The 14,678-nt window shown below is 65.2% G+C and carries 10 protein-coding genes and 1 pseudogene; 7 read left to right on the top strand and 4 right to left on the bottom strand.

The genetic code is table 11. The features are described from left to right. Together VXD91_RS03960 and VXD91_RS03955 are read right to left on the bottom strand one after the other, a co-directional pair. Positions 1-649: MspA family porin (locus tag VXD91_RS03960; RefSeq protein ID WP_346414678.1), on the bottom strand; the 649-nt coding region annotated here is incomplete at its 3' end. Between the two features lie 121 nt (positions 650-770). Further along, on the bottom strand, positions 771-1,076 hold the full coding sequence (locus tag VXD91_RS03955; protein ID WP_138230746.1) for a hypothetical protein: 306 nt from the start codon (positions 1,074-1,076) through the stop codon (positions 771-773). A gap of 821 nt (positions 1,077-1,897) precedes the next feature. Between VXD91_RS03955 and VXD91_RS03950 the strand changes: the two genes are divergently transcribed. From VXD91_RS03950 to VXD91_RS03940, 3 genes are all read left to right on the top strand, one after another. After that, positions 1,898-2,191, top strand: coding sequence for a hypothetical protein (locus VXD91_RS03950; RefSeq protein ID WP_138230745.1), 294 nt, complete (start codon positions 1,898-1,900; stop codon positions 2,189-2,191). A 579-nt stretch (positions 2,192-2,770) separates the two neighbouring features. Next, positions 2,771-3,532 carry a YoaK family protein gene (locus VXD91_RS03945; protein ID WP_082762141.1) on the top strand — a complete coding sequence of 254 codons (762 nt, stop codon included), beginning with the start codon at positions 2,771-2,773 and terminating at the stop codon, positions 3,530-3,532. Between the two features lie 1,306 nt (positions 3,533-4,838). After that, entirely contained in the window at positions 4,839-5,147 is a 309-nt protein-coding gene (locus VXD91_RS03940) for a hypothetical protein (protein WP_346414677.1), read from the top strand. A 398-nt stretch (positions 5,148-5,545) separates the two neighbouring features. On the opposite strand, the pseudogene VXD91_RS03935 reads toward VXD91_RS03940, so the two are convergent. Then, positions 5,546-6,286, bottom strand: a pseudogene (locus VXD91_RS03935) (response regulator transcription factor); the annotation flags it as partial. 1,487 nt (positions 6,287-7,773) lie between these two features. On the opposite strand from VXD91_RS03935, the gene VXD91_RS03930 reads away from it, so the two are divergent. The 4 genes from VXD91_RS03930 (at position 7,774) to VXD91_RS03915 (ending at position 12,892) form a co-directional block, all read left to right on the top strand. Beyond that, entirely contained in the window at positions 7,774-7,983 is a 210-nt protein-coding gene (locus VXD91_RS03930; protein WP_061007242.1) for a heavy-metal-associated domain-containing protein, read from the top strand. Next, a complete protein-coding gene (locus VXD91_RS03925; RefSeq protein ID WP_061007241.1) occupies positions 7,980-8,930 on the top strand; it encodes a hypothetical protein in 951 nt (316 codons plus the stop codon). The genes VXD91_RS03930 and VXD91_RS03925 overlap by 4 nt, the downstream gene beginning before the upstream one ends. A 43-nt stretch (positions 8,931-8,973) precedes the next feature. Continuing rightward, positions 8,974-11,253 carry a heavy metal translocating P-type ATPase gene (locus VXD91_RS03920; RefSeq protein ID WP_061007243.1) on the top strand — a complete coding sequence of 760 codons (2,280 nt, stop codon included), beginning with the start codon at positions 8,974-8,976 and terminating at the stop codon, positions 11,251-11,253. Between the two features lie 1,054 nt (positions 11,254-12,307). Further along, a complete protein-coding gene (locus VXD91_RS03915) occupies positions 12,308-12,892 on the top strand; it encodes an MPT63 family protein (RefSeq protein WP_061005146.1) in 585 nt (194 codons plus the stop codon). Positions 12,893-12,978: 86 nt separating this feature from the next. Here VXD91_RS03915 and VXD91_RS03910 read toward each other — a convergent pair whose 3' ends face one another. After that, the gene (locus tag VXD91_RS03910; protein ID WP_061005148.1) at positions 12,979-14,541 is read right to left on the bottom strand and encodes a multicopper oxidase family protein; all 1,563 of its coding nucleotides are present in this window, start codon (positions 14,539-14,541) and stop codon (positions 12,979-12,981) included. Positions 14,542-14,678 lie beyond the last annotated feature (137 nt).

The raw sequence follows: 14,678 nt of genomic DNA, 5'->3' as shown, positions 1-14,678 counted from the left end.
TCATGTTCCAGGGCTCACCGTACGTGGTCACCGAGTCGCCGGTCTTTGCTATGAGTCGGGCGAACGGACGAACCATCACACCACCAGCTGCACCAGTCACGGTGCCGTGGGCGTTGGCCACGGCCACCCCGCCGGCCGGGCCGGACACGTCCACCGAGAACGTCGCCACCTCCTGGACACCCGGACCGTTGCCCAGGTCCGCGGAGATCGACGCGCCCGGGAACAGGTTCGGCGTGATGACGCCACCCCAACGGTTACCGATGCCGATACCAGGAAAGAAAGTCTCCGGCGTCACGTTGTCGAGCAGGATGTTCGGCGTGGTGTAGGCGAAGTTGATACCCACACCCAACGACCACGGAAAGCCGATCTGATAACCCAATTCCAAGGTCCCGGCGAACTCGTCGCAGGCCTTACCGGCGCAGCTGTACTTGGCCCGACCCGAATGGAACCACTCACGTGTCAACCGGTTGTGGTCCATCGGAAACACCCCATTGAGGAAGGTGTCCCACTGCTGCACCGTCAACGTCCGATCCTGGCCGTCGGCCAGACTCTGCTCATTATCGAGGCTCGCATGGGACGCGCCCGCGCCCAGCAATAGCGACGACACCGTCGCGCCGGTCACCACCAGCAGCCGACTGAAAGCCTTCATGGTCTCCTTCTGGGCCTTGGTTTGATCGAACTGCGCACCGCTGCTGGCGACGAGCGACGTCGACCGGATTCGAGAGGCCGTCGGTGCTTCCCCGACTGCGGCGCCGGCGCCGAGTTTTGTCCTAGGCCGCCGCGGGGCCGCAATCCAACCTGACGTAGACCGTTGCCCGCGGCGGGTACGCGCCGCGGGTAGGCCTGAGGTTGGGGGTGGCTTTGACCCGCGACACCGAGGTGACCGCGCAGTGTTCCATCGGGCCATCACCGACCTTGCTGACGATGACGCGGTTGCCTTCCGATTGGAGCCGGTCAATCGTCTCGCTCGCCGAGCCGTGCGACGGCGGGGACGCTGCGGCGGCTCCGGTTCCCAGCACGAGCACGGTGGCCACACTTGCCGCGCCGAGCGCGAACATGCCTGCAGTTCTTCTCATGATGTGTCTGCTCCTTGACTGCCGGACTCTGCGCCGCCATGCGGCGACATGCTGCTGATGTAGGAATGCCTGTCGGTGAACCAGGTCTGAATACCCGTCACCTGAATGGCAGATGTGTGTATTAGCCTCCAGCGCAGGAGGATTCGCTGACCGCGGACTTCGGTCGCCTATGGCCACGAACGCGCAGACGGTGTGGCCGGATCGCGTCCGCCAGTGCCGACCGTGGTGTCCGCGGGCGGGACCACCCGAGCGACCCGTGTTGAGCGTTCATGAACATGCGTTGGATGGTGACGGCGTTTGCCTCCCGGTAGATCGCGGCCCGGCGGATGTATCCGTTGTCAGCCGCAATATGGTTGCTTCGTAACGGATTAGAGAAGTGCAGTGATCCAGTTACTGAGTTAGACCGTATTTTGCGGTGTTGCACGCGTCAATCGCGATGAACGGACGCATAGAGGATTCATACCAAGATCGGCGCAGCCACGTCGCAACACCGCGAAGGCGGCGACAACCTGTCAAAAGTGTTGGTAATTGGTGTGTTAGCGCGTCCGCTTCACCCGCGGCCTGCCCGCGCTGCATCCAGGCCCCTTTAGAGTTCCCTATGAACTACGTGACAACTACGTACTGAGGTTCAACGATGAACAGTGCGTGTACCGGTGCGCCGACCCAGCCGCACCGGTCAGGCCAAGGCCGTTGCTCGCGATGTGCGTATCCCACTGGGCTACCGATGATTTCGGAGCGCGCAGCGGTCTGGAGCACAAACGGGGTGTGCAGCCGCAATGTGGCGGCCGCCCATGTGGAATTCTCTGAAAGGAAGACCCGACATGATCCGAAACCGAAAGGTGCCTCGTCCGACTCGTGTGCTGATCGGCGCCGTTGCCGTCGCCGGCGGACTCGCACTGGGCGCCGGTGTGGTCCCCGCTGCAGCGCTGGCGGCACCGGGGTCCGGCCCGAGCGTCGACTACGGCTTCAACCGGCCGCACGGGGGTGGACACGGCCATGGTGGACACGGCCACGGTGGACCGGGGTATGGCGGGCCGGGGCATGGTGGCGGCGGTCACGGGTTCGTTCCGCTGGCTCCGCCGCCGCATCTGTGCGTACCGTTCGTGGCGTGCTGAGGATCTCCTGTCGTCGGGCAGGCACGGCCGCCTTCTAGATCGACGGTGGCTTCATAGTTTTGCTGGGGGCGCCAGAGGCCCGGGGTGGGCATTGTTGGCCAGCACATGTGGCCGGGGCTGGTCCAAAACAGCAGTCGGTCAACGAAACCCGATTCGTTTCGATGCCTGCGGCGAGGGCGCAGCCGCCGTCCCGTACCGGCTCCCTGCCGGGCCCACCGGCGGTGGGTGCGCGGTGCCCGGCCGCGCGGTGCAACGCGCGCTAGGACCGATCCGGGGTCGGGGTTTCGGCGTCACGAATCGGCGACCGCATGCAGGCGTCATACGTCAGTCACAACCTCGGAAGGGGGAGCACGTTGCTCCACGCGTACCACATGACTCCACGCACACCACAAAGGGTGCGGATGTGAAGCGAGCAATTGAGCAGACATTCGCCGGCGTTGACGAGGTGGGCGTTTCGCCGCCTAGTCCTGCGCTCGTGACCAAGCCAAGCGGACTCGAAATGCACACCGGCTTGTGCGTAGGTCAATGGCCGCGCACCCTGTCGACGGCCGTCACACCGACGTGACAGGGCAGCGTGAAATGGCCGCAACGGCAACCGTTCCAGTCTCGTCGGCGTCACGGCTCGCGTATTGTGCCGTGCTCGCCGGCATTGCCGGATTTATCAATTCGGTGGCATTGTTGGTGTGGGCGTTTCCGGTCGGCAACCTCACCGCATTGACCACGCAAGCGGGCATGCACAGCACGTATCCGCTGATGTACCAGGGCCGCATGATTGCCGCGATCGTGTTCGGATTTTTCCTGGGCGCGACGGCAGCGGGTCAGGTGCTCGCTGCCGGGAGCGCAGTTGTAGGCCCACGTCACGCCGTGATCTTGATGGCCGAGGCTGGTTTGCTTGTCGCCGCCGCGGGCGTGGAGCACCCGATCGCCAGGGCCGCACTCGCCGCGGCCGCGTGCGGACTACAAAACGCGATGACGTCCAATTTTCCTGGGATGCCGGTGCGCACCACGCACTTTACTGGAACGATCACCGACCTCGGGCTACTGGTGGGTCGCAGCTCCCGTCATGGACTGGACAGGTGGAAAGCCGCTGTGCTGACCGCCACGGGGGTACTGTTCGTCGGCGGTGCGGCAGTGGGCGTGCTGGTCGGAAACCGGATCGGTGACCACGCGCTGATTCCTCCCGCCCTGGCGTGTCTGACTATTGCCGCGGCCCTGGTGCTGCAGGACCGTCGACGTAGCACCCGAGCGGCTGCGGTGGCCGCCGAGGCCAAGCCCACCGACCCAGCCTTCCCTTCGCCGCCATCGCCCACAGGTTCACGCGGGATCGCCCGCGTGGGGTAAGCCGCCGGAGAAGTCCCGACACGGCCGAAGGGTGCCACCTGGTGGAATATGGTGCAGGACAGCGTCATCACACCATCCTCGACACCAGTGAGCTGAAACGTGCGGCTACGCCGACGGCATCGCCGTGTGTCTCGCACCGCCATTGCAACAGTCCGCTGGCACGCATCCACCCGGCAAAGGTACGGGCGTGCGGCGAATCCATTCCCGCCCAGGTGATCCCGGGCGAACATCGGCAACAACCTCGCAGTCACCATCGCCAATCATGTCGATCGCTCGACCTTCATCTCGAATCGGGCTATCGCTCCGACGCACCAGTGTGACAATGCACGACAAGAATCGTTCTGATCGACACTGAAACCAAGCACTACCAACGGCATACGTTGCAACGCTGTAAGTCGATTCTCGGTGTCAGCGACGGGATCGAGAACACCGGAAAACGGCCACGGCATGGTCAGTCCGATAACCGTCGACAGACAGCTCTCACATCGCTTAACCAGGCCGCTTAACCGCGCCCAACGATGTCCACAAAAGCGGGGTAAACCCCAGGGGTAGTGCCGATTTCGTGAGCGTCAGGAAATCACCCCGCCCCTGCCGCCGCCACTGGGGCGACGAGTTGACACGCCCGCTAGCCTATCCACGGCAAATGCGGAGGTCCACCGCCAGGTCCAATGTTGGGATTGTTGGGCGGCGCCGGCGGCGGGACGTGGATCTGCGCGTGGCCCGGCGAGGTGCATTCGTGAACGCCGGTGGACGGTTCCAGGCATTCCTGTGGCTGTGCCACTGCCGATGGAGCAGTGAGCGCGATCGCAGCGCCGAGCGTGGCTGCGGCGCCAGATGAAAGCATCAGGCGGAATAGGGTTTTCACGGTAGTTCTCCTGTCGTTGCCGCTACAACCAGCGTCGCGCCAACTCCGAAGAGGACCCAGTGCCAAAAGTCCCTAATCCCGCCGCCATGGGACACCACATACTGCCGTACGACATAGGCCAGTGGTCGGTGCCCGCGTGGTGGGTCCAACGGCCCGGGCGCCGCAAGGGCGCCCGGCCCGGGCGCCGCAAGGGCGCGTCGATTAACGGCGCGGGGCGCGGATAAGAGCCGCTACCGAGCTCCGACTCCCGCCTGCGGTCGGCGTTCCAGCGCCCTTCGTATTGTCAACGTACAGAATCGATGGGACGTCGTGGCAACGGGATTCGCAGGGACATGCAGCTTTGCGCTGCGATCAGCCCAGTGCGGCGATGAGGTCGCGACATGCCTGTTCACAATCTCGACATTGGTCAGCACAGGCTTTGCAGTGCTGGTGGTGCGCTGCATGGCGTTCGCACTCAGCGCCGCACACCCGGCAGGCAACCGCACAGCCTGCGAGCATTGCTTTGGCCAACTCCGAGTCGAATCCGGTCAGGCGCGCGTTGACGTTCGCAGTGACAGCGCACACGTCGGCGCAGTCGAGGTTGACGGCGATACACACAGCAAGCTGATCGACCGACGGCTCGCTGAGGCACGCATCGGCGCACTGGGTGCACGATTGTGCGCAATCCCTGCACGCATCGAGGCATTGCGCCAGAACTGCCGTGAGATTGTCGGGGGCCCTGCGCGGATGGGTTTCGAGGATCGTGCATGAAGTGCTCATTGGTGTGCTCCATTCTGCTGGGGACGGTCCGATGGGCCTACCCCGATAGCGTGTTGTGAAACCGCCCTTGAGCCGTCGGACTACACGTGCGATGTCGCCTGTCGCGCCTCAGCGGCCACGGAGCGCGTCGTGCGTTTAGGGTTTCGCCAACACTGCAACGCGAGGTCACCCGTGGCGCGCGCCGGGTGTCCACCGCGCGGTGAGCTCTGGGTGAGCACGGCTTCGAACAGGAACCCGGACGCTGCTGTGTGAATACGCTCACGCCGACAACGCCGGCTTCGACTGGAAAATGGGTCGCCACGCATGATCGGCAACCGGTCATACGATGGCCCTAACGCCTCAGGGGACCCAATGAGTTCGGCCCGCCACGCGCAGCGCCGTCCGGGCCGTTACCAGGGAGCATGCGATGTGCCGACGCGCACGTCGTAGGTCTCAGCCCTGCGCACCGCCGGCCGCAGCATGTACCCCACACCGCGGACCGTGTGGATCGTCGGTTCGCGTCCGGTGTCGATCTTCTTGCGCAGATACGAGATGTACAGGTCCACGATTGTGGGCTTGCCGCCGAAGCCATAGCTCCACACCCGGTCGACAATCTCATTGCGCCTGATCGCCCGACAAGGATTGCGCATCAGATATCGCAAGAGCTCGAACTCGGTGACAGTCAAGGAGATCGGCTCACCAGCACGGGTCACTTCCCGGCTGACGCTATTGAGTTCCAGGTCACCGACGGTGAGCATTTCGTCGGCCACCGGCGCCAGCTGACTGGCGCGGCGCAGCAACCCGCGCAGCCGCGCCACAAGCTCCTCTGAGCTGAAAGGTTTGGACATGTAATCGTCAGCACCACCGACCGCTCCCGACATCCGGCATGTCACCGAATCCCGGTCCGCTAGAACCAAGGTGGGCGTGTACCGCCGCGTCTCGCGAATCCGCTGCAGGAGCTGCCAGCCGTCGGCTCCGGGCAATCTGACATCGAGCACCAACACGTCCGGTTCCATCTCGGCGACCTTGGCTACCGCATCCCGGACATTGTGCGCAATCTCGACGACCCACCCCTCGTAGTGCAGGGCCATCTTCACCCGGTTCGCCAGCGACGGCTCCCCATCGACCAACAGCACCCTGATCATCGACCCGGCGCCCCTCTCCCCGGGCGTGGGCTGGCCAAGTCCCACAGCATCGTCGTAACGCTCTCGTAGTGGCACCGAGGTCGCAATCATTGTCTTATCTTGTTGGTCGCACAGAACATTGTCACCCCGTTCATGCTAAGTTCAAATGTTGATGGACCTTTACGCTTGCGCGAAAGGTTGTGCCATGCAGTCGGATTGGGCATTGCTCATCGCAAGATCGACCGCCAGTATCAGGTACGCCACGGGTATCGACGCATGCGGACTGGGGCCAACCGACGACCGAGCGGGTTCTCCGTATCCGGCTTGGGATATCACGGTGCAAACGATTGTCGTCGCGGCCGTCAATCGTCAACGGCTTTGACGGACGGTTGAATCGACTTTCGGCGCATGCGCATGCGGTTGCCTGCTGGCGAGCCACAACTGCAGAGTCGACCCCCGGCTGGCCGGCCACACGGCCCCAGGAACCTGGGTGCCATGGGTTTCCAGGCTTCGGGTGCCCGGGGTCGCCCTCATCGCAGGTCCACGGACATTGCTCGCCGAATGTTGATCAGATCGCGACTGATGTGACGACGTGTGACTGGCCGAGGCGCTGGGTGCAACCATGGTCATCATGCCGAAAATCGCTGCGGCCGCGAGGATTGTCGATCCACCTCTACGCATTGCTCCTGCCCTTCCCGCTTGAATCATCTACGTACGTACTACGTTTCTTGGTATCACCGGATCGGCCGCAAGTGTGTTCTTACTAAGCAGATACATAGATTGCTGCCGTGCCGGCAAAGCAACCGCCGGCTGCGATCGAGCTGGGTGTGGCGCCGGGCAAGTCGAGGAGGGCAAGAGCGATAGGGGTTTCGACAATCGGTCGGCGTCGAGGTGGCCGTGATGGAACGGAGCTGATCAGATCAATCCCGAGCTACCAGGGGTTGAGTTGGCATGCGTGGGGACGCGTTTGGGACCCCGCTGGCGAGTGTGAGATCGCCGACACCACGGCGACCTCACCCCGGGATGATCGACGCGCCATGGGGTGCTGCGCTCGCGAGCGCACCGGCAAGCATCGGTACAGGCCCGAAAACTGTCGCGCTGTGAGTGCGGCGCCGCATGTGCGACGCGCTGCCCGGCGGCGCCAGTGACGGTGGTACTCAGGCATGCCGTCCAGCAGATCAACGCCTGGGCGTCCGATCGGCTGCGAGCGATCGCCGATCTCACCGCCCGCGCCGCCATGGCGGTCACTCACATCCTTCCGTATACCCATACCGGGTAAGACGGAGGCGCATCGGGCGGTTGCGTGAGCATCGATGCGAGGCCGATCCAACGACGCCTGCGCGAATACCCGCTAGGCGGTATACGCCGTGGTGGCAGGCATCCGCTCGGCATGTTCAGTAGGAGGAACACGCCTTGCCACATACCCCAGCGGGGTATACATTCGACGTGTGCATTGGTGGGCGTACCCCAGGTGGGTATTCATGTCGCAATCGCAACAAGAAGGAGTGTGCACCATGACGACCATCGAATTCGAAGTGAGCGGGATGACCTGCGGGCACTGCGAAATGTCGGTTCGCGAAGAGGTGGGCCGGGTGCCCGGCGTGAGCGGAATCGAGGTCAGTGCCCAGACGGGACGCCTCGCAGTCACCGGGGCCGACATCGATGTCGATGACGTCGTGTCCGCGGTCAGTGAAGCCGGGTATGCGGCCGTGCGGGTCTCATGAACGCTGCGGGACGGCTGGCGGCGTACGGCGCCGGATTGGTGGTGGCGTTCGGCGGCGCGTTCGCCGTGTCGAACGCGGTTGTCCCTGGCAGTGCTGTTCACGCGTGGCAACAGGAAAGCCAGGCGCCGGGCCATGGCACGCACCGGCCCGACGCGGCTGCACCGGAGTTGCCCGGCCTGTCCCTGAGCCAGAACGGATACCTGCTGTCGGAGGTGAGCGCACCGGGCGCCGTTGACGTCGACGGGGTTCTGCGATTCCGGATTCACACCGCGAGCGGGACGCCGCTGACCACATTCGCCACCACCCACGATCGTGACCTACACCTGATCGTGGTGCGGGCCGACGGCAGCCAATTCCGGCACGTTCACCCGACGCTGGACGCAGCGACGGGAACATGGTCGATTCCCTGGCGGTGGCGGGCCGCTGGCACATACCGCGTGTTCACCGACTTCCAGCCGGCCGACGCACCCGCTGCACCGAAGCTGACCTTGACCCGCTCGGTGGAGGTCGCGGGAGCGTTCACCCCCGTGGATCCGGGCATTGCGCGGACCGTCGACCAGGTGGCGGGGTACACCGTGACCCTCGCGGGCGATCTGGTTGCCGGTGCCACCCGCAATCTCGCTGCGACCGTGTCGCGTAACGGGACACCCGTCACCAACCTGCAGCCCTATCTGGGTGCGTTCGGCCACCTCGTGGCGCTGCGCGGCGGCGACTTGGCCTACCTGCACGTGCACCCCGAAGGCAGTGAACCCACGCCGGGGCAAACCGGTGGACCTACGATCTCGTTCGCAGCCGAAGCCCCGACTCCCGGAAAGTACTTGCTGTACCTGGATTTTCAGATCGACGGAACGGTGCGCACGGCTACGTTCGTCGTAGACGCACAGTCTGGCGATGGCAGCCAGCCCGCCGGCGGCCAGCGAGACGACAGTCATGCCGGTACGCACTGATCGAAACATCAACGCCCATCGAATCATTGAGAGGAGCGGCACCATGACTGTCTCCACGTCTACCTCCACGTCGACAACTGGTACCCATGTCGAATTGCAGATCAGCGGAATGACCTGCGCCTCCTGCGCAAACCGGATCGAACGCAACTTGAACAAGCTCGAGGGCGTCGAAGCCACCGTCAACTACGCCACGGAGAAGGCAACCGTCAGCGTGCCCGACGGATACGACCCTGCACAGCTCGTCGAGGCGGTCGAAAAGACCGGCTATACAGCCACTGTGCGACGGCCCCGAGAGGACGAGCACGAAGAGCACCAAGACCGCGATGAAGACCCTGAGCTGATGTCGCTGCGCAACCGGCTCATCGGATCAATCGTGCTGGCCGTACCGGTCATTGCGGTGGCGATGGTTCCGGCGCTGCAGTTCACCAACTGGCAGTGGGCCTCACTGACGTTGGCTGCGCCGGTCATCGTGTGGGCCGCATGGCCGTTCCACAAAGCCGCGTGGGCCAACCTCCGCCACGGCACCGCCACCATGGACACGCTGATCTCCATGGGCACACTCAGTGCATTCCTGTGGTCGCTGTATGCGCTGTTCTTCGGAACCGCGGGAACCCCGGGCATGAAGCACCCGTTCGAGCTGACCCTGCAGCCCTCCGACGGAGCCGCCAACATCTACCTCGAAGTCGCGGCCGGCGTCACGATGTTCATCCTGGCCGGACGCTATTTCGAAAAGCGGTCCAAGCGCCAGGCCGGCGCGGCCCTGCGGGCCCTGTTGGAGCTCGGCGCCAAAGAAGTATCGGTGCTGCGCAACGGCATTGAGACGAAGATCCCGGTCGGCGAGCTGGTGGTCGGCGACGAGTTCGTCGTGCGGCCGGGCGAGAAGATCGCCACCGACGGCGTCGTGGTGTCGGGCAGCTCGGCCGTGGATGCCTCGATGCTGACCGGTGAATCGGTACCGGTCGAGGTCGGCGAGGGTGACGCCGTCACCGGCGCAACCGTCAACGCCGGCGGGCGACTGGTCGTCCGAACCACCCGCGTCGGCTCCGACACACAACTGGCGCAAATGGCCAAGCTGGTCGAGGACGCCCAAACCGGCAAGGCCGAGGTGCAACGCCTGGCCGACCGGGTCTCAGGGGTGTTCGTGCCCATCGTCATCGCCATCGCGGTCATCGCCCTGGGTGCGTGGCTGGGAGCCGGGTTCCCGGCCGCGGCCGCGTTCACCGCAGCAGTCGCGGTGCTGGTGATCGCGTGCCCCTGCGCCCTGGGGCTGGCGACACCGACGGCGTTGTTGGTGGGTACCGGCCGCGGCGCCCAGCTGGGCATCCTGATCAAAGGCCCCGAAGTGCTGGAGTCCACCCGCACGGTCGACACCGTCGTGCTGGACAAGACCGGAACAGTGACGACCGGCAAGATGACGCTGGTCGATGTGCTGACCGAGCCCGGCGTTGACCGCGCCCAGTTGCTGCGCCTGGCCGGCGCTTTGGAGAACGCTTCCGAGCACCCCATCGCTGCGGCCATCGCCAAGGCAGCTGCCGAGGAGACCGGAACCCTGCCCACCGCGGAAGGTTTCGCCAACATCGAGGGCAGAGGTGTCCAGGGCATCATCGACGGCCGCGCTGTCGTCATCGGACGCGAGGCGCTGCTGGCCGATTGGTCGCAGCACCTGAGTTCTGAGGTGGCACAAGCCAAGTCCCGTGCCGAGGGCCAGGGCAAGACCGTCGTTGCCGTCGGGTGGGACGGCGCCGCGCGGGGTGCTCTGGTGATCGCCGACACCGTCAAACCGACCAGCGCCGAGGCGGTTTCGCGATTGCGTGAGCTCGGGTTGACGCCGGTGCTGCTGACCGGTGACAACGAGGCCGTGGCCCGCCAGATCGCGTCCGAGGTCGGTATCGACGAGGTGATCGCCGAAGTACTGCCAGAAGACAAGGTCGACGTGGTGGCCCGGCTGCAAGCCCGGGGCAAGATCGTCGCGATGGTCGGCGACGGCGTCAACGACGCGCCCGCGCTCGCGCAGGCTGACCTGGGACTGGCGATGGGCACCGGGACTGACGTCGCGATCGAGGCGTCCGACATCACCCTGGTGCGCGGTGATCTGCTCAGCGCCGTGGATGCAATCAGGTTGTCCCGCAAGACATTGTCGACCATCAAGATCAACCTGTTCTGGGCGTTCGCCTACAACGTGGCAGCGATCCCGGTAGCGGCGCTCGGCATGCTCAACCCCATGCTCGCCGGCGCCGCCATGGCGTTCTCCAGCGTGTTCGTCGTCGGCAACAGCCTGAGACTGCGCGGCTTCACGAGCATCTCGACAGGCACCGGCCGCTAACCCGTGCACCCATCCCAACGCCCCGAAGGAAACACCATGCCCGGTCCCACCCCGCCCGTCTGCTGCTGCAGCGGGGCCACCCCCGAGATCAACCAAGCGGCCGAAAACCTCAGAGGTACAAGGAATCTCCTTGATGCCGGAGACCAGGGTGTGCGCGCGGCCGGCGGGCACTCTAAAGGTCCGCAATCGGACGCGGGACCCACAACGAATGACACCGAGACCGACTCTGGCGTCGACATTGACGACGGTGGTCGGTCGTCGTCACACCCTTGACACCGCGCAGTCCCCGTGTTCGGGCAACCAGTGAAGTCGTGGTAGCCCGAAACCGCACGAAGCCACACCTTGCCCCATGGACGGATACTCGTGCGTTAACACGTGGCCTTGCATAGGGATTCGTCCCGACCGCCCATGAGACCCGCGGCGCTGCAGGGTTCCCCCGCTCGAAGATACTCCGGGTTCAGCACCACGGTTCACCCGATCCAGTCAGACCGGTGATCGGTCGATGTTCCCGATCCGATCAGTCACCTCGGTGCGACCAGCGGTGCCGGTCGGCCTCGGCCCGGCCCTCATCGTGGCTACCGCCACGACAAGCACAACCTCAACGAGCGCGGTGGAGTCATCCGGCGCGCCATCACCGCCTGGATGAAGATGAAACGGTTATGAACCACGCCCGACCGGCACGCACAAAGCGCCGCACCGGCAACGTGGAGGTGGCATAGGGCGCCCTGCGGTGGGCCGTGGATGATCCCTCGGGACTGGCTGCTACCTGGAGGGTGTCAAGGTGAGTACCTCGGCGTACCGCCCCGCACGTCATCACCGGGGCGGCACTATCGTGACAGTGCCGACGAACCGACGGCGCTGGCCGCCCCGAAGCTCACCGTGCGCGAAAAGCTGTCGGGTTCAAAGGAGCTTCACGCGAACTTCACGCTGACGTCGTCGCATCGCGGACCAAGGTGGCGTCAGCGCAAGTACGTCGCGGGTATTCGCCCGCCCGCGCGGCACCTGGTACTAGTGTACGTAGTATCTACGTAGGCTTGAGGAAAGGTGAATGGCTATGGTGCGTGCGGTCCGGCGGCTGATCATGGCGGCGGTGGCGCTGTTTGCGCTGATGACGATGGGGGCGCCGCTTGCCGCCGCGGCGATGAAATGTCCGCACCAGCTTGGGTCACAGCAACAGTTGACCGATGCCGGTGGGGCGGCGACCGCCGAGTGGACATTGACCGACCTCCGCCCGAGTAGCGATGCCGCTCCGGGCTACCCGCTGGCCGGGCGGTTGTGGGAAGCGACGGTGACGGTGCGCGCTGCGGCCGGTGCGGTGACACCGGTGATCCCCAACTTCGGCGCGATGGGTGCCGGGCACACGCAGTACCCGGTCCTGTGGCAGTTGGCCACCCCGGCCGGTATCTCCGCCGCCACCCTGTCCGAGGGCCAATCGGCCACGGGCAAAATCTATTTCGATGTCACCGGGCCCGATCCGATGGCCGTGGCGTACAACGCCGGTGGCCCGAAGCCGGCGATGATGTGGTGCAACATGGCGGCCATGGCGCCGATGATGTCCAAGCCCATGACGATGTCCATGCCGATGGATGACTGCCCGTGCTGCGACGCCGGCTGCCCCGGCTGTCCCGAGCGGCGCTGACCGTCACTGCGAATCGGAACGTGCCAGCCGTCCGTTCTGCCGGCGACCGGGCTACGGTCACCCGCAGAACGACGGCGGCCCGGCCGTCAGGGCCGGTAGTTGAGACTGGTCATCATCCCGGCGGCCTGGTGATAGGTGTTGTGGCAGTGCATCATCCACACACCCGGATTGTCGGCGACCAGCGCGACCGCGAGCTTCTGCTTGGGCAGCACGACCGCGGTGTCTTTACGAGCGCCGAGGCTGCCGTCAGGTTTGATGATCTGGAATGTGTGGCCGTGCAGATGCATGGGGTGCCACATCTCGGTGTTGTTGGTAAAGGTCAGCACGGCGCGCTGGCCCTGGTTGATCTGCAGCGGCTGGGTTTTGTCGAATGCGGCGCCGTTGATGGTCCAGTTGTATTGCATCATGTCGCCCGCCAACACCGCTTCCAGGTTGACGTCGGGGGTGCGTGCGCCAAGGTCGACCGGCGCGGTGGCGGTGAACATCGCGACCGTACCGACCCGCTTGGTCAGCTCGGTCGGCTGAAAGCCGGGATCGGGCGGGCTTCCCGTGCCCGTGGACAGCAGGGCACGCGCCACCGCGTTTTTGCCTTCAGCCAGCGCCACCAGCGGAAAGACGCCGTCGGCGGCGGTGACCAGGACGTCGTAGCGTTCGCCCATCCCCACCAGCAGGGCGTCCACCTCGGTCGGGATCACCGCAAAACCGTCGGTGTGCGTGACCGTCATCGTGTGCCCGGCCAGCGCCACCCGAAACGCCGTGTCCGACCCGGCGTTGATGATGCGCAGGCGGATCCGCTGGCCGGGTTTAGCGGTGAACGTGGTCGGCGCACCCGGGATACGCCCGTTAATCAGGTAGTAGGGGTAGTTCACGTCGCCCGCGTCCCCACCGAGCAACGCGCTGGTGTACATCCCGCCCATCGGCGCCATGCCACCGGCGCTCGGAGTACCTCCCATGCCCGGCATATCGCCCATACCCGGCATATCCCCCATACCGGGCATGCCGCCCATGCCGTTCTTGCGCAGCTCATCGAAAATCTGCTGCGGCGTCTTCCCGATGCCGTCAGTCCAGTCATCCAGCACGACAATCCATTCGGCGTCGTAGCCGCCCGCCTCGCGCGGGTCGTCGACGATCACTGGGACATACAGTCCGTAGTCGGCGTCGAGTTCAACGTGCGGATGAGCCCAGTAGGTGCCCGAATGTGGTACCGAGAACCGGTAAGTGAACTCCTTGCCAGCATCGATGTTCGGGGTGGCCGGCGGTGCACCATCCATGTCGTTGCGCAGCGCGATGCCGTGCCAGTGCACCGACGTGGGGTGATCGAGCCGGTTGGTCACGGTGACCGCAAGCTCATCGCCCACGTTGGCTCGGATCACCGGAGCCGGGATGGTGGCGCCGTAGGTCAGCGTGCGCAGCGTGGGGCCGCCCAGGTCCACGGTGGCCGCCTGCGGGGTCAACGCCGCGGTGACGGCGCGGCCCGTATGCGGCCGCGCCGCCTCCGCCGCGGCGATCGCGGCAGACAACCCGCCACTAGGCGCGGCGGGCGGGGCTGGTGGCCGGCTACTGCAGCCGGCGAGCGCGAACCCACCCGCGATAGTGGCGGCCAGGAAGCCGCGGCGGCCCAATTGCACGTTTAGCGGGGACGGGCCCATTGCGATCCTTCTCTCCTGTATCCAGCACATCAGTCACGCCGGCCACCGTCGAAGGCCCGACCAGCGGAGTCAAAGAACACACTGGCCAATATACCCCAATGGGGTATATTGGCCAGGCGCATGGCGACCCGATTTCC

The organism is Mycobacterium sp. SM3041, from assembly GCF_039668335.1.
Classification (GTDB): Bacteria; Actinomycetota; Actinomycetes; order Mycobacteriales; family Mycobacteriaceae; genus Mycobacterium.
The sequence above is the reverse complement of the archived record's forward strand: the minus strand, read 5'-3'. Positions and strand labels throughout refer to the sequence as shown.

What these genes read in the sequence shown, in the direction of transcription:
- VXD91_RS03955 (WP_138230746.1), bottom strand. Translation starts at nt 1,076, where the DNA reads ATGAGAAGAACTGCAGGCATGTTCGCGCTCGGCGCGGCAAGTGTGGCC.
- VXD91_RS03950 (WP_138230745.1), top strand. Translation starts at nt 1,898, where the DNA reads ATGATCCGAAACCGAAAGGTGCCTCGTCCGACTCGTGTGCTGATCGGC.
- VXD91_RS03945 (WP_082762141.1), top strand. Translation starts at nt 2,771, where the DNA reads ATGGCCGCAACGGCAACCGTTCCAGTCTCGTCGGCGTCACGGCTCGCG.
- VXD91_RS03940 (WP_346414677.1), top strand. Translation starts at nt 4,839, where the DNA reads ATGGCGTTCGCACTCAGCGCCGCACACCCGGCAGGCAACCGCACAGCC.
- VXD91_RS03930 (WP_061007242.1), top strand. Translation starts at nt 7,774, where the DNA reads ATGACGACCATCGAATTCGAAGTGAGCGGGATGACCTGCGGGCACTGC.
- VXD91_RS03925 (WP_061007241.1), top strand. Translation starts at nt 7,980, where the DNA reads ATGAACGCTGCGGGACGGCTGGCGGCGTACGGCGCCGGATTGGTGGTG.
- VXD91_RS03920 (WP_061007243.1), top strand. Translation starts at nt 8,974, where the DNA reads ATGACTGTCTCCACGTCTACCTCCACGTCGACAACTGGTACCCATGTC.
- VXD91_RS03915 (WP_061005146.1), top strand. Translation starts at nt 12,308, where the DNA reads ATGGTGCGTGCGGTCCGGCGGCTGATCATGGCGGCGGTGGCGCTGTTT.
- VXD91_RS03910 (WP_061005148.1), bottom strand. Translation starts at nt 14,541, where the DNA reads ATGGGCCCGTCCCCGCTAAACGTGCAATTGGGCCGCCGCGGCTTCCTG.